Origin of the sequence: Burkholderia sp. AU38729 (assembly GCF_020419725.1) — a bacterium.
GTDB lineage: Bacteria > Pseudomonadota > Gammaproteobacteria > Burkholderiales > Burkholderiaceae > Burkholderia.
This window is the reverse complement of sequence record NZ_JAIZQO010000016.1, coordinates 144,277-164,536: the sequence shown is the minus strand read 5'-3', so window position 1 is coordinate 164,536 and position 20,260 is coordinate 144,277. Positions and strand designations below refer to the sequence as shown.

Genomic DNA, 20,260 nt, shown 5'->3' with positions numbered 1-20,260 from the left:
AGCAAGATTGAAGCAGAGGAAGCCGTTGCAAGCGCGGGACCCACATGCAAACGTATTTTTCGTCGGCCTTATGGGAGCGGGTAAGACCACCGTGGGCCGTGCGGTCGCGCGCCGTCTCGACAGGACGTTCTTCGACTCCGACCACGAAATCGAGGCCCGCACGGGCGCGCGCATTCCGGTGATCTTCGAGATGGAGGGCGAGGCCGGGTTTCGCGATCGCGAAACGCAGGTGATCGCCGATCTCACGCAGCGCGAGAACATCGTGCTCGCGACGGGCGGCGGCGCGGTGCTGCGCCCGGAAAACCGCGACTGCCTGAAAAACCACGGCATCGTCGTCTACCTGCGCGCCAATCCGCACGATCTGTGGCTGCGCACGCGCAAGGACAAGAATCGCCCGCTGCTGCAGACCGAAGATCCGAAGGGGCGTCTCGAAGCGCTGTACGAGGTACGCGACCCGCTGTACCGCGAATGCGCGGATTTCGTCATCGAGACCGGCCGTCCGTCGGTCAACGGTCTCGTCAACATGGTGCTGATGCAACTCGAACTGGCCGGCGTCATCGCCAAGCCGCTACAAGCATGATTACTGTCAACGTCGACCTGGGCGACCGCGCCTATCCGATTCACATTGGCGCCGGCCTGATCGGTCGCGCCGAGCTGTTCGCGCCTCATATCAAGGGCTCGTCCGTCACGATCGTCACGAACACGACGGTCGATCCGCTCTACGGCGACGCGCTGCGCGCGGCGCTTGCGCCGCTCGGCAAACGCGTGTCGACGGTCGTGCTGCCGGACGGCGAGGCGTACAAGAACTGGGAAACGCTGAACCTGATCTTCGACGGCCTGCTGACCGACCGCGCGGACCGCAAGACGACGCTCGTCGCGCTCGGCGGCGGCGTGATCGGCGACATGACGGGCTTTGCCGCCGCGTGCTACATGCGCGGCGTGCCGTTCATCCAGGTGCCGACGACGCTGCTGTCGCAGGTCGACTCGTCGGTCGGCGGCAAGACGGGCATCAACCACCCGCTCGGCAAGAACATGATTGGCGCGTTCTACCAGCCGCAGGCCGTGATCGCGGACATCGGCGCGCTGACGACGCTGCCCGACCGCGAACTGGCAGCCGGCGTCGCCGAGATCATCAAGACCGGCGCGATCGCCGATGCGGAATTCTTCGACTGGATCGAGGCGAACGTCGACGCGCTGAACCGTCGCGACCCGGCTGCGCTCGCGCATGCGGTGAAGCGCTCGTGCGAGATCAAGGCAAGCGTGGTGGCGGCCGACGAACGCGAAGGCGGCCTGCGCGCGATCCTGAATTTCGGCCACACGTTCGGCCATGCGATCGAGGCCGGGCTCGGCTACGGCGAATGGCTGCACGGCGAGGCGGTCGGCTGTGGGATGGTGATGGCGGGTGATCTGTCGGTGCGGCTCGGCCTGCTCGACGAAGCGTCGCGGCAGCGCCTCGATGCGGTGATCGCGGCTGCGCACCTGCCGACCCGCGGGCCCGCGCTCGGCGATGCGCGCTATATGGACCTGATGCGTGTCGACAAGAAGGCCGAGGCCGGCGCGATCAAGTTCATCCTGCTGAAGCGATTCGGCGATACGCTGATCACGCAGGCGCCGGACGAAGCCGTGTTCGCCACACTGGCGCAGACCACCCGCTAACGGCGGCCCGGATGCCCCGGCGCCCCTGACATGGAGGAGACGTGAGCGAGACATCCAGCAGCACACTGCCCGAAGCCGGCCACGCGTCAGTTGCGCCGGTGGCCGAGCCGCCGACGCTGGCGGCGCTGGAAGCCCATCTCGCTCCGTATGCGGCACATGCGTCGCAGTCGCGCGGCCGTCGCCATCCGGAAGCACCGCCGGCGGCGCGCACCGAATTCCAGCGCGACCGCGACCGCATCGTCCATTCGACCGCATTTCGCCGGCTCGAATACAAGACGCAGGTCTTCGTCAATCACGAAGGCGACCTGTTCCGCACCCGTCTCACGCACAGTCTCGAAGTCGCGCAGATCGCGCGCTCGGTCGCGCGCAACCTGCGCCTGAACGAGGATCTCGTCGAAGCGATCTCGCTCGCGCACGACCTCGGCCATACGCCGTTCGGCCATGCCGGGCAGGACGCGCTGAATGCCTGCATGCGCGAGCATGGCGGCTTCGAGCACAACCTGCAGAGCCTCGCGGTCGTCGACGAGCTCGAGGAGCACTACGGCGCGTTCGACGGGCTGAACCTGTGCTTCGAGACGCGCGAAGGCATTCTGAAGCACTGCTCGCGCGAGAATGCGCGCAAGCTCGGCGCGCTCGGCGAGCGCTTCCTGCAAGGCCGCCAGCCGTCGCTCGAAGCGCAGCTCGCCAACATCGCGGACGAGATCGCGTACAACAACCACGACGTCGACGACGGCCTGCGTTCCGGCCTGATCACGATCGAGCAGCTCGCGGAAGTCGAGCTGTGGCAGCGCCACTACGAGGCGGCGCTCGCCGAATTCCCGTACCTCGAAGGCCGCCGTCTCGTGCACGAGACGGTGCGCCGCATCATCAACACGCTGATCGTCGACCTGATCGACGAGACGACGCGCAATCTCGCGCGTGTCGCGCCCGCATCGCTCGACGACGTGCGCGCCGCGCCGCCGCTCGTGTCGCACAGCGAAACGGTCGCCGCGCAGGCGGCCGCCCTCAAGCGTTTCCTCTTCAAGAACCTCTATCGCCACTACAAGGTGATGCGCATGGCGAGCAAGGCGCAGCGGGTCGTCACCGGCCTGTTCGACGCGTTCATCGACGATCCGCGCCTGTTGCCGCCGCCGTACCAGTCCGACGACACCGCGCAGCAGCCGCGCCTCGTCGCGCACTACATCGCCGGCATGACCGACCGCTTCGCGCTGAAGGAGTATCAGCGCCTGTTCGTCATCGGCGACAACTGACTGTCACAAACGATCACTAGACTTCGCCGGTTCAATGGCGACGGGAATGTTGCACACGCTGTTGGTAACGTTTTCATAGGAGAGAGGTCGATGAAGAAGAAGCCTGCGGGGACACTGGTTCGTTCGATCGCGCTCGGCGGCGCGCTGATGTTCGGGGTACAGCACGTGGCGCTCGCCGCGACGGAAATCCAGTTCTGGCATGCGATGGAGGCCGCGCTCGGCGAGCGGGTCAATGCGATCGCCGACCAGTTCAATGCGTCGCAGAGCGACTACAAGATCGTGCCGGTCTTCAAGGGCACCTACGACCAGGCGCTCGCGGCCGGCATCGCCGCCTATCGCAGCGGCAACGCGCCGGCGATCCTCCAGGTCTACGAAGTCGGCACGGCCACGATGATGCAGGCGAAGAAGGCCGTCGTGCCCGTCTACGACGTGTTCAAGCAGGCCGGCGTGCCGCTCGACGAAAAGGCGTTCGTGCCGACCATCGCGAGCTACTACAGCGACGCGAAGACGGGCCATCTCGTCTCGATGCCGTTCAACAGCTCGACGCCGGTGCTGTACTACAACAAGGACGCGTTCAAGAAGGCCGGGCTCGACCCGAACCAGCCGCCGAAGACGTGGGCCGACGTGCAGGCCGATGCCGAGAAGCTGCGCAAGTCGGGGATGGCGTGCGGCTTCACGACCGGCTGGCAGGGCTGGATCCAGCTCGAGAACTACAGCGCGTGGCACGGGCTGCCGTTCGCGAGCCGCAACAACGGCTTCGACGGTACCGACGCGGCGCTCGAATTCAACAAGCCGCAGCAGATTGCGCACATCTCGTTCCTGCAACAGATGGCGAAGGACGGCACGTTCACGTACGCGGGCCGCAAGGATGAGGCGTCGGCGAAGTTCTACAGCGGCGACTGCGGGATCCTGACGACGTCGTCGGGCGCGCTCGCGAACGTGCAGAAGTTCGCGAAGTTCAGCTACGGCACGGGCATGATGCCGTACGACGCGAACGTGAAGGGCGCTCCGCAGAACGCGATCATCGGCGGTGCGAGCCTGTGGGTGCTGGCGGGCAAGGATCCGGCGACCTACAAGGGCGTCGCGAAATTCCTCGCGTACCTGGCCTCGCCGGCGGTCGCCGCGAAGTGGCACCAGGACACGGGCTACCTGCCCGTGACGACCGCGGCGTACGACCTCACGCGCCAGCAGGGCTTCTACGCGAAGAACCCGAGCGCCGAAACCGCGATCAAGCAGATGCTGAACAAGCCGCCGCTGCCGTACACGAAGGGGCTGCGCCTGGGCAACATGCCGCAGATCCGCACGGTGGTCGACGAGGAGTTCGAACAGGTCTGGGCGCAGAAGAAGTCGCCGAAGGACGCGCTCGATTCGGCCGCGTCGCGCGGCGACGAACTGCTGCGCCGCTTCGAGAAGTCGGGCGGCTGAGCCCGCATCGCACCGTGCCGCCGGCCGCGTCGCATCCAGTGCGGATGCGCGTGCCGGCCGGCGGCACGCCCCCTTTCCGTTGCGCCTGACCGGATCTTCGCGATGCAATCCCGTTCCCGTTTCGGTACGAGCCTGCTGCCGTACCTGCTGATCGCGCCGCAGCTCGCGATCACCGCCGTGTTCTTCCTGTGGCCGGCCGGCGTCGCGCTATGGCAGTCGACGCAGATGCAGGACGCGTTCGGCACGTCGAGCGAATTCGTCGGCCTCGCGAACTTCACGCACCTGTTCGCCGATCCGCTGTATCTCGATTCGTTCCGCACGACGCTCGTGTTCAGTTCGCTCGTCACGGTGAGCGGGCTAGTCGTGTCGCTGGTCCTCGCCGCGTGCGCCGACCGCGTGATCCGCGGCGCGCGCGTGTACCGCACGCTGCTGATCTGGCCGTACGCGGTCGCCCCGACCATCGCTGCAGTGCTGTGGGCGTTCCTGTTCAACCCGAGCATCGGCCTGATCACCTATGCGCTCGCGAAGAGCGGCATCGTGTGGAATCACGCGCTGAACGGCGGGCAGGCGATGTTCCTCGTCGTGCTCGCATCGGTGTGGAAGCAGGTGAGCTACAACTTCCTGTTCTTCTACGCGGGCCTGCAGGCGATTCCGCGCTCGCTGATCGAGGCGGCTGCGATCGACGGCGCCGGGCCGGTACGGCGCTTCTTCAACATCGTGCTGCCGCTGCTGTCGCCCACCAGCTTCTTCCTGCTGGTCGTGAACCTCGTCTACGCGTTCTTCGACACGTTCCCGGTGATCGACGCGGCCACCGGCGGCGGTCCGGCGCAGAGCACGAAGACACTGATCTACAAGATCTTCGCGGAGGGCTTCCAGGGGCTCGACATCGGCAGCTCGGGCGCGCAGTCGGTCGTGCTGATGATCATCGTCGTCGGGCTCACGGTGATCCAGTTCCGCTTCGTCGAACGCAGGGTGCAATACGCATGATCGAAAATCGCAAGGGCTTCGACCTGTTCTGCCACGCGGTGCTGATCGCGGGTGTGGTGCTGATCGTGTTTCCCGTCTACGTCGCGTTCTGCGCGGCGACGATGAACGCGCAGGAAGTGTTCACGGTGCCGCTGTCGCTCGTGCCGAGCACGCACCTGTTCGAGAACGTCGCGTACATCTGGGGGCATGGCAGCGGCGGTACGACGGCGCCGTTCGGCCGCCTGCTCGTGAACAGCTTCGCGATGGCGCTCGGCATCGCGGTGGGCAAGATCGCGGTGTCGATCCTGTCCGCGTACGCGATCGTCTATTTCCGCTTCCCGTTCCGCAACACGGCGTTCTGGTTGATCTTCATCACGCTGATGCTGCCGGTGGAAGTGCGGATCTTCCCGACCGTGCAGGTCGTGTCGACGCTGCACCTGACGAACACCTACGCGGGGCTCACGCTGCCGCTGATCGCATCGGCGACCGCGACGTTCCTGTTCCGCCAGTTCTTCATGACGCTGCCCGACGAGCTGATGGATGCCGCACGCATCGACGGCGCGGGGCCGCTGCGGTTCTTCTGGGACGTCGTGCTGCCACTGTCGAAGACGAGCATCGCGGCGCTGTTCGTGATCACGTTCATCTACGGCTGGAACCAGTATCTGTGGCCGATCCTGATCACGACGGAGGCCTCGCTGTCGACGGCGGTGGTGGGTATCAAGACGATGATCGCGAGCGGCGACGCCGCGACCGAATGGCAATACGTGATGGCGGCGACGCTGCTGGGAATGATCCCGCCGCTCGTCGTCGTGCTGGCGATGCAGCGCTGGTTCGTGCGCGGCCTCGTCGATTCCGAGAAATAAATGACGGACGGCAACCGGGAGAAAGACCAAGAATGGCTGCGCTGAGCTTGAAGGGCGTCAGGAAATCCTACGACGGCAAGCAGCACGTGCTGCATGGCATCGACGTGGAGATCGCCGACGGCGAATTCATCGTGCTGGTCGGCCCGTCGGGCTGCGGCAAGTCGACGTTGCTGCGGATGATCGCGGGGCTCGAGACGGTGACGGACGGCGAGATCGCGATCGGCGAGCGCGTCGTCAACGCGCTGGAGCCGAAGGATCGCGACATCGCGATGGTGTTCCAGAACTATGCGCTGTACCCGCACATGACGGTCGCGCAGAACATGGGCTACGGGCTGAAGATCCGCGGGATCGAGCGCGCGACGATCGATTCGCGGGTGGCCGCGGCCGCGAAGATCCTCGAGCTCGAGCCGCTGCTCGCGCGGCGGCCGCGCGAGCTGTCGGGCGGCCAGCGGCAGCGTGTCGCGATGGGGCGCGCGATCGTGCGCGAGCCGTCGGTGTTCCTGTTCGACGAGCCGTTGTCGAACCTCGACGCGAAGTTGCGCGTACAGATGCGGCTCGAGATCCAGCGGCTGCATGCGCGGCTCGCGACGACGAGCGTCTACGTGACGCACGACCAGATCGAGGCGATGACCCTTGCGCAGCGCGTGATCGTGATGAACCGCGGCAACGCGGAGCAGATCGGCGCGCCGGTCGACGTGTACGAGAAGCCGGCGACGGTGTTCGTCGCGGGCTTCATCGGCTCGCCGGCGATGAACCTGATGCACGGCCGGCTGTCGGACGACGGCGCGACGTTTACGGTCGCGGGCGGCGGCCCCGCGCTGCCGGTCGCGGGCGCCCCCGGCATCGGCCGCGAGATCGCCACCGGGCGCGACTGGGTGCTCGGCGTGCGTCCCGAACACATGACGCCACAGCCGGGCGTCGCGCAGGCGACGCTGCCGGTCGACTCGTGCGAGCTGCTCGGCGCGGACAATCTCGCGCATGGCCGGTGGGGCAGTCACGACGTCGCGGTGCGCCTGCCGCACGCGGACCGTCCCGCGCGCGGCACGGCGCTGGCGGCCGCGCTGCCGGCGCACCGCCTGCATTTCTTCGATCCCGAGACCGGCAAGCGTGCCGGCTGACCCTGCTGACCTTGCCGAGAGACCGACGATGACGACCCGTACCGACTGGTGGCCTTATCCGCGCGTCGTCGCCCATCGCGGCGGCGGCACGCTCGCGCCGGAGAACACGCTCGCCGCGCTCGACGAGGGCGCGCGCCGTAGCCACCGGATGGTCGAGTTTGACGCGAAGCTATCGGCCGACGACGTGACGTTCCTGCTGCACGACGACACGGTCGACCGCACGTCGAACGGTCACGGCGCGGCGGCGGGCATGCGTTATGACGCGCTGGCCGCGCTCGATGCGGGCACGTGGCGCGACGCGCGCTTCGTGGGCGAGCGGATGCCGACGCTCGAGGCGGCGGCGGCGCGCTGCCTCGCCCACGGGCTGGCGGCGAATGTCGAGATCAAGCCGTGCCCGGGGCGCGAGATTGAGACCGGGCAGCGCGTGGCGGCCGACGCGGCCGCGTACTGGCGTGATGCCGCGATTCCGCCGCTCCTGTCGTCATTCTCGTTCGATGCGCTGCAACAGGCACGCGCGACGGCGCCTGCGCTGCCGCGCGGAATGCTCTACGAGTCCGTGCCGGACGATTGGCATGCGCAGGTCGTCGGCGCGCTCGGCTGCGTTTCGTTGCATGCAGACCACACCCAGCTCGACGAACCGCTCGTGCGCGCGATCAAGGCGGCCGGGCTGCGCATCCTGGTTTACACGGTAAACGACCTCGAACGGGCACGCGAACTCGCCCGCTGGGGCGTCGACGCGGTCTGCACGGACCGGATCGACCTGATCGGGCCGGCAGCGCTGGACGACATCGCCATCCCCTGACGGCGCGACAACGGCTGGCGAAACCGGCGTCAGGAACGTGCCTGATGCGAAAAAACGACGCCCCGACGGGATTCCCGCCGGGGCGTTTCGCATCGTGGAGACGTTACGTCACGAAAAATCCGCTACAAATTGCAGCAGGATTAACCATTCCCCAAATATTCGACTACGCTTAGAAGCGGTAGCCGAGGTTCAGGTACGTGACGATCGGGTTCAGCGAGATCTTCGCTTTCGACGTTTCGGTCAGGGTGCCGACCGGCGTCCGGCGGGCCGTCGTGAAGGTCGCGGTCACGCTGACAGGGATGTACGAGAGCGACAGCCCCGCGAACCAGTGCTTCGTGAAGTTGTACGTGAAGCCGGCGTTGAAGACGGGCGCCCACTGGTTGCTGGTCGTTGCGCTGGTCGGGCCGCCGAGCACGCCGTTCTCGAACGTGCCGTTGGTGATCTTCGCGCCGGTGAACCAGACATAGGTCGCGCCGACACCGACATACGGACGGAACTTCGCATTGGCGTCGTTGAAGTGGTAGCGCAGCAAGACGGCGGGGCTCCACTGGTACGCGCGGCCGAGTACGCCGAATCTATCGAACTGACCCTTGCCGGTAATGTCGAACTTCGGCGGTATCCCCATCACGAGCTCGGTGGAGATATGGTCGGTGACGAAGTAGCCCGCCGCGAGCCCCAGCGTGTCGGCGTCGTTGATGCCCGCGCCGGTGTTGGGAATGGATTGGTTGATGGGCGTGCCGCCTACGCGGTAGACGAACAGCGGGTCGCTGCTGTCCTGCGGCGAAAGGTGCAGCCAGCCGGTGCTGACGTAGAAATCACCTGCGGATTGTGCGTGTGCCGTACCGCCCGCGAATGCGAGCGCTGCGGCCCCCGTAATGGCCAGTTTTCGTTTCATTGTGTCTCCTCCGATCAAAGGCGTGCTCATTATGACGACTGCGTTTAAAACCAAACAAGCTCGTAAGTTAGAGTTTTCTCCCTAGGTTTCGTACGACCGTACGCTTTCGCGCCCCGCGGGGACAGGCATTCTACGCAGGTGCGCACTTTCGGACCCCCGGGTATTTCCTAACGCGTTCAAACGGACATTCAGCATGGCACGGTTAGCACGACTCTACGTTCCCGACCAGCCGCAGCACGTGATACTGCGCGGCCTGGATCAGCAACCCGCGTTCGTCGACGACCAGGACTACGAACTCTTCATCGATTGCCTGAAGGCCGCCGCGCGCGATCATCACCTGTCGGTGCACGCCTACGTGCTGCTGCCCCGCCAGGTGCAACTGCTCGTGACGCCGAGCGACGAAGCGAGCCTGCCGAAAGCGATGCAGGCAGTCGGTCGCCGCTACGTCGCGCATTTCAACCGGCGCTATTCGCGGCGCGGCACCCTGTGGGAAGGCCGCTATCGCGCGACCGTGATCGAAGGCGAGCGCTATTTCCTGCTCGCGAGCCGCGTGGTCGAGATGAGCCCGGTGCGCGCGCAGCTCGTCGCGACGCCCGAGGCCTATCGCTGGTCGAGCTACCGGCACCACGTCGGGCTCACCGTCGACAGCCTGATCACCGACCATCCGCTCTACTGGGCGCTCGGCAATACGCCGTTCGACCGCCAGCGCGCGTACAAGGAGCTGTGCGAGCAGCCGCTCGACGAGCGCCAGGCCGACCAGCTGCAGCAGGCGACGTTGAAGGGCTGGGTGCTCGGCGGCGAGAATTATCGCGAGTGGGCGGCGCGTACCGCGAACCGGCGCGTGTCGCCGCTGCCGCGCGGACGCCCCAGAAAGGTGCGTGAAAACACGCCGCCGATCCAGCAGTAACGCAGGAATGGCGGTTCAGGAGGCGGCGCTGCGGGTGCCGCTTCTTTTTGCACCAAAACGATACGTCCCCAATAAAACGGCACCAGATCGAGGCATCCATTTTATTGGGGCTCTATCAAGCGGTTTTTGTTGCTATTCCTTTGATTCGTCGCGTATATTCCGAATTCCGGTGGCCCGGGCGAAGCATGCCCATCCACGGTCGGCCGTGCCGTCTCCCGTTGGGAGCGGGATCGACGGCAACAAGAAAATGGTTCAACGGCCTCCAGGCCCCCTTTACGACGGTGTCCCCATGAACGACCACCAGCAGCCGCTCGCCGCGGTGCCCGCCGCACAAGGTCTGTATGACCCGCAAAACGAACACGACGCCTGTGGCGTCGGCTTCGTCGCTCACATCAAGGGCAAGAAGAGCCACGAGATCATTCAGCAGGGTCTGAAGATCCTCGAGAACCTCGATCACCGTGGCGCGGTCGGCGCCGATCCGCTGATGGGCGACGGCGCGGGCATCCTGATCCAGATTCCGGACGCGTTCTATCGCGAGGAAATGGCGAAGCAGGGCGTGAACCTGCCGCCGGCCGGTGAATATGGGGTCGGCATGATCTTCCTGCCGAAGGAAAACGCATCGCGTCTCGCGTGCGAGCAGGAGCTCGAGCGGACGGTGAAGGCCGAAGGTCAGGTCGTACTCGGCTGGCGCGACGTGCCGGTCGACCATGCGATGCCGATTTCGCCGACGGTCAAGGCGAGCGAGCCGCTGATCCGCCAGATCTTCATCGGCCGCGGCAAGGACATCATGGTGACGGACGCGCTCGAGCGGAAGCTGTACGTGATCCGCAAGACGGCGAGCCACCGCATCCAGGCGCTGAAGCTCAAGCACGGCAAGGAATACTTCGTGCCGTCGATGTCGGCGCGCACGATCGTCTACAAGGGGCTGCTGCTCGCGGGCCAGGTCGGCGTGTATTACCGCGACCTGCAGGACGCGCGTGTCGTGTCGGCGCTCGCGCTCGTGCACCAGCGCTTTTCGACCAACACGTTCCCGGCGTGGGAGCTGGCTCACCCGTACCGGATGATCGCGCACAACGGCGAGATCAACACCGTGAAGGGCAACGTGAACTGGCTGAACGCGCGTACCGGCGCGATCGCGTCGCACGTGCTCGCCGACGATCTGCCGAAGCTGTGGCCGCTGATCTACCCGGGCCAGTCGGATACCGCGTCGTTCGACAACTGTCTCGAGCTGCTGGTGATGGCCGGCTACCCGCTCGTGCACGCGGTGATGATGATGATCCCGGAAGCATGGGAACAGCACACGCTGATGGACGAGAACCGCCGCGCGTTCTACGAATACCACGCCGCGATGATGGAGCCGTGGGACGGCCCGGCCGCGATCGCGTTCACCGACGGCCGCCAGATCGGCGCGACGCTCGACCGTAACGGCCTGCGTCCGGCGCGCTACATCGTCACCGACGACGACCTCGTCATCATGGCGTCGGAAGCCGGCACGCTGCCGATCCCCGAATCGAAGATCGTCAAGAAGTGGCGCCTACAGCCGGGCAAGATGTTCCTGATCGACATGGAACACGGCCGCATCATCGACGACAAGGAACTGAAGGACAACCTCGCGAACGCGAAGCCGTACAAGAGCTGGATCGATGCCGTGCGCATCAAGCTCGACGAGATCGAGCCGAAGGCCGAGGAAGTCGCGGCCGGCCGCACGCAGGGCGCCGCGCTGCTCGACCGCCAGCAGGCGTTCGGCTATACGCAGGAAGACCTGAAGTTCCTGATGGCGCCGATGGCGCAGCAGGGCGAGGAAGCCGTCGGTTCGATGGGCAACGACTCGCCGCTCGCGGTGATGTCGAACAAGAACAAGACGCTCTATCACTACTTCAAGCAGCTGTTCGCGCAGGTCACGAACCCGCCGATCGACCCGATCCGCGAGAACATGGTCATGTCGCTCGTGTCGTTCATCGGCCCGAAGCCGAACCTGCTCGACACGAACAACATCAACCCGCCGATGCGTCTCGAAGTGTCGCAGCCGGTGCTCGACTTCAAGGACATCGCGAAGATCCGCGCGATCGACCAGTACACGGGCGGCAAGTTCAGCGCGTACGAACTGAACATCTGCTACCCGGTCGCCTGGGGCAAGGAAGGCATCGAGGCACGCCTCGCGTCGCTGTGCGCGGAAGCCGTCGACGCGGTGAAGTCGGGCTACAACATGCTGATCGTGTCGGACCGCAAGACGGACGCCGAGCATGTCGCGATTCCGGCGCTGCTCGCCACGTCGGCGATCCACTCGCACCTCGTCCAGCAGGGGCTGCGCACGAGCACGGGCCTCGTCGTCGAGACGGGCTCCGCACGTGAGACGCACCACTTCGCGCTGCTCGCGGGCTACGGCGCGGAAGCCGTGCACCCGTACCTCGCGATGGAAACGCTCGCGAAGATGGCCGAAGGGCTGCCGGGCGACCTGTCGCCGGAGAAGGCCGTCTACAACTTCACGAAGGCGGTCGGCAAGGGCCTGCAGAAGGTGATGTCGAAGATGGGCATCTCGACGTACATGTCGTACACGGGCGCGCAGATCTTCGAAGCGCTCGGCCTGTCGAGCGACCTGGTCGAGAAGTACTTCAAGGGTACCGCATCGAAGGTCGGCGGCATCGGCCTGTTCGAAGTCGCGGAAGAGGCGATCCGCCTGCACCGCGACGCGTTCGGCGACAGCCCGGTCCTGCGCGACATGCTCGACGCGGGCGGCGAGTACGCGTACCGCGTGCGTGGCGAAGACCACATGTGGACGCCGGATTCGATCGCGAAGCTGCAGCACGCGACGCGCAGCAACTCGTACCAGACGTACAAGGAATACGCGCACCTGATCAACGACCAGACCAAGCGCCACATGACGTTCCGCGGCCTGTTCGAGTTCAAGGTCGAGCCGACCAAGGCGATCCCGATCGACGACGTCGAGCCGGCGAAGGACATCGTCAAGCGCTTCGCGACGGGCGCGATGTCGCTCGGTTCGATCAGCACCGAAGCGCACGCAACGCTTGCGATCGCGATGAACCGGATCGGCGGCAAGTCGAACACCGGCGAAGGCGGCGAGGACGAGAAGCGTTACCGCAACGAGTTGCGCGGCATTCCGATCAAGTCGGGCGAGACGCTGAAGTCGGTGATCGGCGATGAAATCGTCAGCGACATTCCGCTGAAGGACGGCGATTCGCTGCGCTCGAAGATCAAGCAGGTCGCGTCGGGCCGCTTCGGCGTCACCGCCGAGTACCTCGCGTCGGCCGACCAGATCCAGATCAAGATGGCGCAGGGCGCGAAGCCGGGCGAAGGCGGCCAGCTGCCGGGCCACAAGGTGTCCGAATACATCGGCAAGCTGCGTTACTCGGTGCCGGGCGTCGGCCTGATCTCGCCGCCGCCGCACCACGACATCTACTCGATCGAGGATCTGGCACAGCTGATCCACGACCTGAAGAACGTGAACCCGAGCGCGAGCATCTCCGTGAAACTCGTGTCGGAAGTGGGCGTCGGCACGGTCGCGGCCGGTGTCGCGAAGGCGAAGGCCGATCACGTCGTGATCGCCGGCCATGACGGCGGCACGGGCGCATCGCCGCTGTCGTCGGTCAAGCACGCGGGCACGCCGTGGGAACTCGGCCTGGCCGAAACGCAGCAGACGCTGGTGCTGAACCGCCTGCGCGGCCGTATCCGCGTGCAGGCCGACGGCCAGATGAAGACGGGCCGCGACGTCGTGATCGGCGCGCTGCTCGGCGCGGACGAATTCGGCTTCGCGACGGCGCCGCTCGTCGTCGAAGGTTGCATCATGATGCGCAAGTGCCACCTGAACACGTGCCCGGTCGGCGTCGCGACGCAGGATCCGGTGCTGCGTGCGAAGTTCAAGGGCCAGCCCGAGCACGTCGTGAACTACTTCTTCTTCGTCGCCGAGGAAGTGCGCGAGATCATGGCGCAGCTCGGCGTCGCGAAGTTCGACGACCTGATCGGCCGCGCCGACCTGCTCGACACCCGCAAGGGCATCGAGCACTGGAAGGCGAAGGGCCTCGACTTCTCGCGCGTGTTCTACCAGCCGGAAGAATGCGAGGACGTCGCGCCGCGTCACGTCGACGTGCAGGATCACGGCCTCGAGCGCGCGCTCGACCACGTGCTGATCGAGAAGGCGAAGGCCGCGATCGAGAACGGCGAGCATGTGTCGTTCATCCAGCCGGTGCGCAACGTGAACCGGACGGTCGGCGCGATGCTGTCGGGCGTGATCGCGAAGAAGCACGGCCACGACGGCCTGGCCGACGACGCGGTGCACATCCAGCTGAAGGGCACGGCCGGCCAGAGCTTCGGCGCGTTCCTCGCGAAGGGCGTGACGCTCGACCTCGTCGGCGACGGCAACGACTACGTCGGCAAGGGGCTGTCGGGCGGCCGGATCATCATCCGCCCGACCAACGACTTCCGCGGCAAGTCCGAGGAAAACATCATCTGCGGCAACACGGTGATGTACGGCGCGATCGAAGGCGAATCGTTCTTCCGCGGTGTGGCGGGCGAGCGCTTCTGCGTGCGCAACTCGGGTGCGACGGCGGTCGTCGAAGGCACGGGCGACCATGGTTGCGAATACATGACGGGCGGCACGGTCGTCGTGCTCGGCGAGACCGGGCGCAACTTCGCGGCCGGCATGTCGGGCGGTCTCGCATACATCTACGATCCGGAAGGCACGTTCGCGGCGAAGTGCAACAAGTCGATGGTCGCGCTCGAGCCGGTGCTGCAGCAGGCCGAGCAGGAGCGCACGGTCGACCGCGCGCTCTGGCACGAAGGCACGACGGACGAAGCGCTGCTCAAGGGGCTCGTCGAGCGTCATTTCCAGTTCACGGGTTCGCCGCGCGCGAAGTCGCTGCTGGAAAACTGGGACGCGGCGCGCCGCCAGTTCGTGAAGGTGTTCCCGCACGAATACAAGCGCGCGCTGGGCGAGATCGGTGCGAAGAAGGCGGCGAAGGAAGAGCTGGCCGCCTGAGCGACGAACGACATAGCGAATGCCGCGCGCGCATGATTGCCGCGCGCGGCTCCCCCACCCGATACACCGAACAGAAGAGCACCTTATGGGCAAGGCAACCGGTTTTCTGGAGTTCGAACGCCGCCACGAGGCGTACGAAGCACCGCTCACGCGCGTGAAGCACTACAAGGAATTCGTCGCGGCACTGACCGACGCGGACGCAAAGGTCCAAGGCGCGCGCTGCATGGATTGCGGCATCCCGTTCTGCAACAACGGCTGCCCGGTCAACAACATCATTCCGGACTTCAACGATCTCGTTTACCGCCAGGACTGGCAGCAGGCGATCGAAGTCCTGCACTCGACCAACAACTTCCCGGAATTCACGGGCCGCATCTGCCCGGCGCCGTGCGAAGCCGCCTGTACGCTCGGTATCAACGACGATCCGGTCGGTATCAAGTCGATCGAGCACGCGATCATCGACAAGGCCTGGGCGGAAGGCTGGGTGAAGCCGCTGCCGGCCGAGCACAAGACCGGCAAGAAGGTCGCGGTCGTCGGTTCGGGCCCTGCGGGTCTCGCCGCCGCGCAGCAGCTCGCGCGTGCGGGCCACGACGTGACGGTGTTCGAGAAGAACGACCGTGTCGGCGGCCTGCTGCGTTACGGGATCCCCGACTTCAAGCTCGAGAAGTGGCTGATCGACCGCCGCATGCGCCAGATGGAAGCGGAAGGCGTGACGTTCCGCACCAGCGTGTTCATCGGCAAGGATCCGCTGCCCGAGTCGATCGGCAGCCTGGCAAAGGAAACCATCTCGCCGGACACGCTGAAGGAAGAATTCGACGCGGTCGTGATCGCGGGTGGTTCGGAAACGCCGCGCGACCTGCCGGTGCCGGGCCGCGAACTCGCGGGCGTGCATTTCGCGATGGACTTCCTGCCGCAGCAGAACCGCGTGAACGCGGGCGACAAGCTCGTCGACCAGCTGCTCGCGAAGGGCAAGCACGTGATCGTGATCGGTGGTGGCGATACGGGTTCGGACTGCGTCGGCACGTCGAACCGTCACGGTGCGAAGCAGGTCACGCAGTTCGAGTTGCTGCCGCAGCCGCCGGAAGAGGAAAACAAGCCGCTGGTGTGGCCGTACTGGCCGATCAAGCTGCGCACGTCGTCGTCGCATGACGAAGGTTGCGAGCGCGACTGGGCCGTTGCGACGAAGCGTCTCGAGGGCAAGAACGGCAAGGTCGAGAAGCTGATCGCGGTGCGCGTCGAGTGGAAGGACGGCAAGATGCAGGAAGTGCCGGGCTCCGAGTTCGAAATGAAGGCCGACCTCGTGCTGCTCGCGATGGGCTTCACGCAGCCGGCAGCCCCCGTGCTCGAGGCATTCGGCGTCGCGAAGGATGCGCGCGGCAATGCGCGTGCAGCGACCGAAGGCGATCGTTCGTACTACACGTCGGTCGACAAGGTGTTCGCGGCGGGCGACATGCGCCGCGGCCAGTCGCTCGTGGTGTGGGCGATCCGCGAAGGCCGCCAGTGCGCACGCTCGGTCGATGCGTACCTGATGGGGCATTCGAACCTGCCGCGATAAGCGTAGGTCGGTAGCCGTCGTGCAAACCGGGCGTCCGAAAGGGCGCCCGGTTTTTTTGCGCACGCGATTCGGTGATCGTGCGGCGCGCGCCGCGCGCTCCGTATCGAGCGACCGACCGGCGTTTCGGCGCGTCGACCACCGCCCGGACGCGCCACGACACGGTCCCATGTCGCGGCTTCACGATCCTGGCACCCCCGCATTTTCGCGAAGCGTCGCCTAATCTGATCACATCCGGCAGCAATTTCCCCCCATCCAAAACCTTTCGTTTTGTAATAATCCTTGCAAACTGTCATATCATGTCGCCCCTCGGGCCGCATTCGCGGTGGCTGCATGTGACCGACCCTATTTACAAGGACTCTGGATGGAAGCACTCGTGCAAGGGCTGATCGACGCCGTCAACGGCGTGTTGTGGAACTACGTGCTGATCGCGCTGCTGCTCGGCGTGGGCCTGTGGTTCACGCTGCGGTTCCGGATGATCCAGCTGAAGGCGCTGTTGCTCAGCGTGAAGCTGGTCGGCAGCAAGGGCGAGCCGGGCAGCATCTCGTCGTTCCAGGCGTTCGCGACCGGGCTCGCGAGCCGCGTCGGCACCGGCAACATCGCCGGCGTCGCGGTCGCGCTGACCGTCGGCGGGCCGGGCGCGATCTTCTGGATGTGGATGACGGCGCTGGTCGGGATGTCGTCCGCGTTCGTCGAGGCGACGCTCGCGCAGATCTTCAAGGTGTCGCATCCGGACGGCAGCTATCGCGGCGGCCCCGCGTACTACATCCAGACGGGCCTGCGCTCGCGCGGCTTCGGCGTGCTGTTCTCGCTGTCGCTGATCCTCGCGTTCGGCTTCGTGTTCAACGCGGTGCAGGCCAACGCGATCGCCGATGCGTTCGACACGTCGTTCGGCTGGAGCCGCGCGACGGTCGGTCTCGGGCTCGTGCTGCTGACCGCGCCGATCATCTTCGGCGGGATTCGCCGGATCGCGGCGGTTGCGCAGGTGATCGTGCCGCTGATGGCGATCGGCTACCTCGCGCTCGCGGTCTATGCGGTCGCGACGCATATTGCGCTGGTGCCGGGCGTGATCGCGCTGATCGTGAAGAGCGCGTTCGGTCTCGAACAGGCGGCGGGTGGCCTGACGGGCTATGCGGTCAGCCAGGCGGTCGCGATGGGCGTGAAGCGCGGGCTGTTCTCGAACGAGGCCGGCATGGGTAGCGCGCCGAATGCGGCGGCAACGGCCAGCACGCGGCATCCGGTCGTGCAGGGGCTGATCCAGATGCTCGGCGTGTTCGTCGACACGATCGTGATCTGCAGCGCGACCGCCTTCGTGATCCTGCTGTCGGGCCAGTACGAACTCGGCACCGGCATGGAAGGCGCGGCGCTCACGCAGCGCTCGATCGCGAGCCACGTCGGCGACTGGGGCGGCATCTACATGGCGTTCGCGATCTTCTTCTTCGCGTACTCGTCGGTGATCGGCAACTACGCGTATGCGGAAGGCAACGTCGAGTTCATCACGAAGCGGCGCGGCGTGCTGCCGCTGTTCCGCGTCGCGGTGCTCGCGATGGTGATGTTCGGCAGCGTCGGGCAACTGCCGCTCGTGTGGGCGATGGCCGATACGAGCATGGGGCTGATGGCGATCATCAACCTGATCGCGATCCTCGCGCTCGGCAAGTACGCGCACGCGGCCTGGCGCGACTATCGCCGCCAGCGCGCGGCAGGCGTGGCCGATCCGGTGTTCACGCGCAACACGATTCCGGAGCTCGCGAACGTGCTGCCGACCGACGTGTGGGGCGAGCATGGCCCGCTGCCGCAGCGTCCGGCCGCGGCTGATCCGGCGCGCGCGCCGCGCGCGGTGGCGAGCGAGTCATGAACGGCGACCGGCTGCGCGTGTTCGTCGCGCTGATGCCCGATGCGGCATCGCGCGACGCGCTGCACGCGTTGCCGGTTACCCGGGGCGCGCGGCGTCCGCTGCCCGCGCAACTGCATGTGACCCTCGCGTTCGTCGGCGCGATCGAGCGGGCGTGCTGCGACGCGCTGGCCGCGTGCCTGCCGGCGCTCGCGGCCGCGCATGCACTGCCGTTGATGCCGGTCGAACGGATCGCGTGGTGGCCGAGCCCGCCGCGCGCGCGGCTGATCGTCGCCGAGCTGGCCGCCGAACCGGCGTGCGCGGCGTTGAATGCCGCGCTGTCGGCGAAGCTGCGCGAACTCGGCGTGCCGGCTGACCGGCGGCCGTTCCGCCCGCATGTAACGCTCGCGCGGCTGCCGCACGATGCGGTCGGGCAGCCGGCGCACGGCGGTGCGGTGAAGCGGCCGGTCGCGCTGCGGTTCGATGCGCTCACGCTGTTCGAAAGCCGGCTGTCGCACGAAGGCGTGTCGCATCGGCCGATCGTGTCGGCGCCGATTGCGCGGGCGGACGGTGAGGCGGGCGGCCAGGCGGCGCAGTGAGCGGCTTGTGAGCTGCGTTGCGATTGCCGGCTGCCATGTGTATCGCGTCAGCGCATCGCGTCGACGATATCGCCGGGCCTGCCGGGCCTACCGGGCGTAGCGCGCGAGCGTCAACCCCGACAGATCGATCTCCGGTTCTCGCCCCGTGACGAGATCCGCCACCACCTTCCCCGACCCCATCGACATCGCCCAGCCCGTCGAGCCGTGGCCGACGTTCAGCCAGAGTCCGTCGATCCCGCTTGCGCCCAGCAGCGGCGGCCCGTCGGGCGTCATCGGCCGGCGGCCGACCCAGAAGCGCGCCGACGCCCGATCGGCCGCGTGCGGGAACCAGTCGTCGAGCACCTTCATCAGCGTATCGAGCGCCTGCTGGCGCAGCGCGGCGTGCCGGTTGCCGAGTTCCGCGGTACCCGCGACGCGCAGCGTCGGGCCGAAACGCGTGATCGCCGTCTTCAGCGATTCGTCCATCAGCGCGGCGTGTGGCGATTTTTCGTCGTCGACGACGGCGAGCGTCGCCGAGTAGCCCTTCACCGGATACAGCGGCACGTCGATGCCGTGCGGCCGCAGCAGGCCGGCGCTGTCGACGCCGAGCGCGACGACGATCGCATCGGCGGCGATCCGCACGTCACGGTGCTGGCCGCCGGGGTTTGATGCGCGCGGATTCGGTCCGCCATCCTCGTCGCCGGTGCCGACGATCCGCACGCCGCGCACCCGGCCGGCTTCAACGTCGAGCGCCCGCACTTCCGTGCGAAAGCGGAACGTCACGCCGCTGGCTTCGCACAGTGCCCGCAGTTCGCGCGTGAAGCGTGCGCAGTCGCCGGCTTCGTCGTCGGGCAGGTAGATGCCGCCGACGGGCGCCTGCCGCGCCCAGCGCAGGCCCGGTTCGATCGCCGTGCAGCCGGCCGCGTCGAGTTCGCGAAACGCGATGCCCGCGTCGCGCAGCACCTTCAACGCGGGCTGCACCATCTCGACGTCGAACGCGCCGCGCAGCAGTTGCAGGTAGCCGCGGCTCGCGCCGTAGTCGAACGGATGGCGGTCGCGAAACGCGTGCAGGCATGCGCGGCTGTAGTACGCGATGCGCTGCATCCGCTGCTTGTTCACACGGAACCGCTCGAACTCGCATTCGCGCAGCCAGCGCGCGATCCAGCGCCACTGCGCGGCGTCGAGCGTCGGCCGGAAGATCAGCGGCGAAGCGGGCTTGAACAGGTACTTGAGGATCTTGCCCGGCATCCCGGGCGCGGCCCACGGCGTCACGTAGCCGGGGGCGATCACGCCCGCGTTGCCGAGGCTCGTCGCCTGCGCGACATCGGCTTCGTGTTCGATCACGGTGACGTCGCAGCCTGCTTCGCGCAGGTGCCAGGCCGTGGTGACGCCGATCACGCCGGCGCCGAGAACGATCACGTGCATGC

At 66.6% G+C, this 20,260-nt stretch carries 15 protein-coding genes; 13 read left to right on the top strand and 2 right to left on the bottom strand.

Annotated features, from left to right (window positions below; all coding sequences use genetic code 11):
- Positions 1 to 25: 25 nt before the first annotated feature.
- From LGM56_RS33235 to ugpQ, 8 genes are all read left to right on the top strand, one after another.
- Positions 26 to 580 carry a shikimate kinase gene (locus tag LGM56_RS33235; protein ID WP_089424313.1) on the top strand — a complete coding sequence of 185 codons (555 nt, stop codon included), beginning with the start codon at positions 26 to 28 and terminating at the stop codon, positions 578 to 580.
- Positions 577 to 1,656 carry a 3-dehydroquinate synthase gene (aroB, locus tag LGM56_RS33230; protein WP_089439053.1) on the top strand — a complete coding sequence of 360 codons (1,080 nt, stop codon included), beginning with the start codon at positions 577 to 579 and terminating at the stop codon, positions 1,654 to 1,656. The genes LGM56_RS33235 and aroB overlap by 4 nt, the downstream gene beginning before the upstream one ends.
- 41 nt (positions 1,657 to 1,697) lie before the next feature.
- Positions 1,698 to 2,906: a deoxyguanosinetriphosphate triphosphohydrolase gene (locus tag LGM56_RS33225; RefSeq protein ID WP_089493957.1), complete on the top strand. Its 1,209-nt coding sequence runs from the start codon at positions 1,698 to 1,700 to the stop codon at positions 2,904 to 2,906.
- A 90-nt stretch (positions 2,907 to 2,996) separates the two neighbouring features.
- Positions 2,997 to 4,331, top strand: coding sequence for a sn-glycerol-3-phosphate ABC transporter substrate-binding protein UgpB (ugpB, locus tag LGM56_RS33220; RefSeq protein WP_089424316.1), 1,335 nt, complete (start codon positions 2,997 to 2,999; stop codon positions 4,329 to 4,331).
- A 102-nt stretch (positions 4,332 to 4,433) separates the two neighbouring features.
- Positions 4,434 to 5,318, top strand: a complete 885-nt coding sequence (gene ugpA / locus LGM56_RS33215; protein ID WP_089424317.1) for a sn-glycerol-3-phosphate ABC transporter permease UgpA — start codon at positions 4,434 to 4,436, stop codon at positions 5,316 to 5,318.
- Positions 5,315 to 6,160, top strand: a complete 846-nt coding sequence (gene ugpE / locus LGM56_RS33210) for a sn-glycerol-3-phosphate ABC transporter permease UgpE (protein WP_089444814.1) — start codon at positions 5,315 to 5,317, stop codon at positions 6,158 to 6,160. Before ugpA ends, ugpE begins: the two co-directional genes overlap by 4 nt.
- A gap of 32 nt (positions 6,161 to 6,192) precedes the next feature.
- Positions 6,193 to 7,278 carry a sn-glycerol-3-phosphate import ATP-binding protein UgpC gene (locus tag LGM56_RS33205; RefSeq protein WP_226207866.1) on the top strand — a complete coding sequence of 362 codons (1,086 nt, stop codon included), beginning with the start codon at positions 6,193 to 6,195 and terminating at the stop codon, positions 7,276 to 7,278.
- A 28-nt stretch (positions 7,279 to 7,306) separates the two neighbouring features.
- Positions 7,307 to 8,080 carry a glycerophosphodiester phosphodiesterase gene (gene ugpQ / locus LGM56_RS33200; protein ID WP_226207865.1) on the top strand — a complete coding sequence of 258 codons (774 nt, stop codon included), beginning with the start codon at positions 7,307 to 7,309 and terminating at the stop codon, positions 8,078 to 8,080.
- A gap of 169 nt (positions 8,081 to 8,249) precedes the next feature.
- On the opposite strand, the gene LGM56_RS33195 is transcribed toward ugpQ, so the two are convergent.
- Entirely contained in the window at positions 8,250 to 8,975 is a 726-nt protein-coding gene (locus LGM56_RS33195) for an OmpW/AlkL family protein (RefSeq protein WP_089472018.1), read from the bottom strand.
- Positions 8,976 to 9,168: 193 nt separating this feature from the next.
- Here LGM56_RS33195 and LGM56_RS33190 point away from each other — a divergent pair, with 193 nt between their 5' ends.
- The 5 genes from LGM56_RS33190 (at position 9,169) to thpR (ending at position 18,854) form a co-directional block, all read left to right on the top strand.
- Positions 9,169 to 9,882, top strand: coding sequence for a transposase (locus LGM56_RS33190; protein ID WP_006477151.1), 714 nt, complete (start codon positions 9,169 to 9,171; stop codon positions 9,880 to 9,882).
- 289 nt (positions 9,883 to 10,171) lie between these two features.
- The gene (locus LGM56_RS33185; protein WP_089424321.1) at positions 10,172 to 14,875 is read left to right on the top strand and encodes a glutamate synthase-related protein; all 4,704 of its coding nucleotides are present in this window, start codon (positions 10,172 to 10,174) and stop codon (positions 14,873 to 14,875) included.
- 85 nt (positions 14,876 to 14,960) lie between these two features.
- Positions 14,961 to 16,427 carry a glutamate synthase subunit beta gene (locus LGM56_RS33180; protein WP_226207864.1) on the top strand — a complete coding sequence of 489 codons (1,467 nt, stop codon included), beginning with the start codon at positions 14,961 to 14,963 and terminating at the stop codon, positions 16,425 to 16,427.
- Positions 16,428 to 16,788: 361 nt separating this feature from the next.
- Entirely contained in the window at positions 16,789 to 18,279 is a 1,491-nt protein-coding gene (locus tag LGM56_RS33175) for an alanine/glycine:cation symporter family protein (protein WP_089424324.1), read from the top strand.
- The gene (gene thpR, locus LGM56_RS33170) at positions 18,276 to 18,854 is read left to right on the top strand and encodes an RNA 2',3'-cyclic phosphodiesterase (protein WP_226207863.1); all 579 of its coding nucleotides are present in this window, start codon (positions 18,276 to 18,278) and stop codon (positions 18,852 to 18,854) included. Before LGM56_RS33175 ends, thpR begins: the two co-directional genes overlap by 4 nt.
- Before the next feature lie 87 nt (positions 18,855 to 18,941).
- Here the strand turns inward: thpR and LGM56_RS33165 are convergent, their stop codons facing one another.
- Complete coding sequence (locus LGM56_RS33165; RefSeq protein WP_264171059.1) at positions 18,942 to 20,258, bottom strand: D-amino acid dehydrogenase; 1,317 nt, start codon at positions 20,256 to 20,258, stop codon at positions 18,942 to 18,944.
- Positions 20,259 to 20,260 lie beyond the last annotated feature (2 nt).

Bases quoted from the DNA above. Each gene is read 5' to 3' on its own strand.
- LGM56_RS33205 (WP_226207866.1), top strand. From the start codon at position 6,193: ATGGCTGCGCTGAGCTTGAAGGGCGTCAGGAAATCCTACGACGGCAAG.
- ugpA (WP_089424317.1), top strand. From the start codon at position 4,434: ATGCAATCCCGTTCCCGTTTCGGTACGAGCCTGCTGCCGTACCTGCTG.
- LGM56_RS33195 (WP_089472018.1), bottom strand. From the start codon at position 8,975: ATGAAACGAAAACTGGCCATTACGGGGGCCGCAGCGCTCGCATTCGCG.
- LGM56_RS33165 (WP_264171059.1), bottom strand. From the start codon at position 20,258: ATGCACGTGATCGTTCTCGGCGCCGGCGTGATCGGCGTCACCACGGCC.
- LGM56_RS33190 (WP_006477151.1), top strand. From the start codon at position 9,169: ATGGCACGGTTAGCACGACTCTACGTTCCCGACCAGCCGCAGCACGTG.
- LGM56_RS33185 (WP_089424321.1), top strand. From the start codon at position 10,172: ATGAACGACCACCAGCAGCCGCTCGCCGCGGTGCCCGCCGCACAAGGT.
- thpR (WP_226207863.1), top strand. From the start codon at position 18,276: ATGAACGGCGACCGGCTGCGCGTGTTCGTCGCGCTGATGCCCGATGCG.
- ugpB (WP_089424316.1), top strand. From the start codon at position 2,997: ATGAAGAAGAAGCCTGCGGGGACACTGGTTCGTTCGATCGCGCTCGGC.
- ugpE (WP_089444814.1), top strand. From the start codon at position 5,315: ATGATCGAAAATCGCAAGGGCTTCGACCTGTTCTGCCACGCGGTGCTG.
- aroB (WP_089439053.1), top strand. From the start codon at position 577: ATGATTACTGTCAACGTCGACCTGGGCGACCGCGCCTATCCGATTCAC.
- ugpQ (WP_226207865.1), top strand. From the start codon at position 7,307: ATGACGACCCGTACCGACTGGTGGCCTTATCCGCGCGTCGTCGCCCAT.
- LGM56_RS33180 (WP_226207864.1), top strand. From the start codon at position 14,961: ATGGGCAAGGCAACCGGTTTTCTGGAGTTCGAACGCCGCCACGAGGCG.
- LGM56_RS33175 (WP_089424324.1), top strand. From the start codon at position 16,789: ATGGAAGCACTCGTGCAAGGGCTGATCGACGCCGTCAACGGCGTGTTG.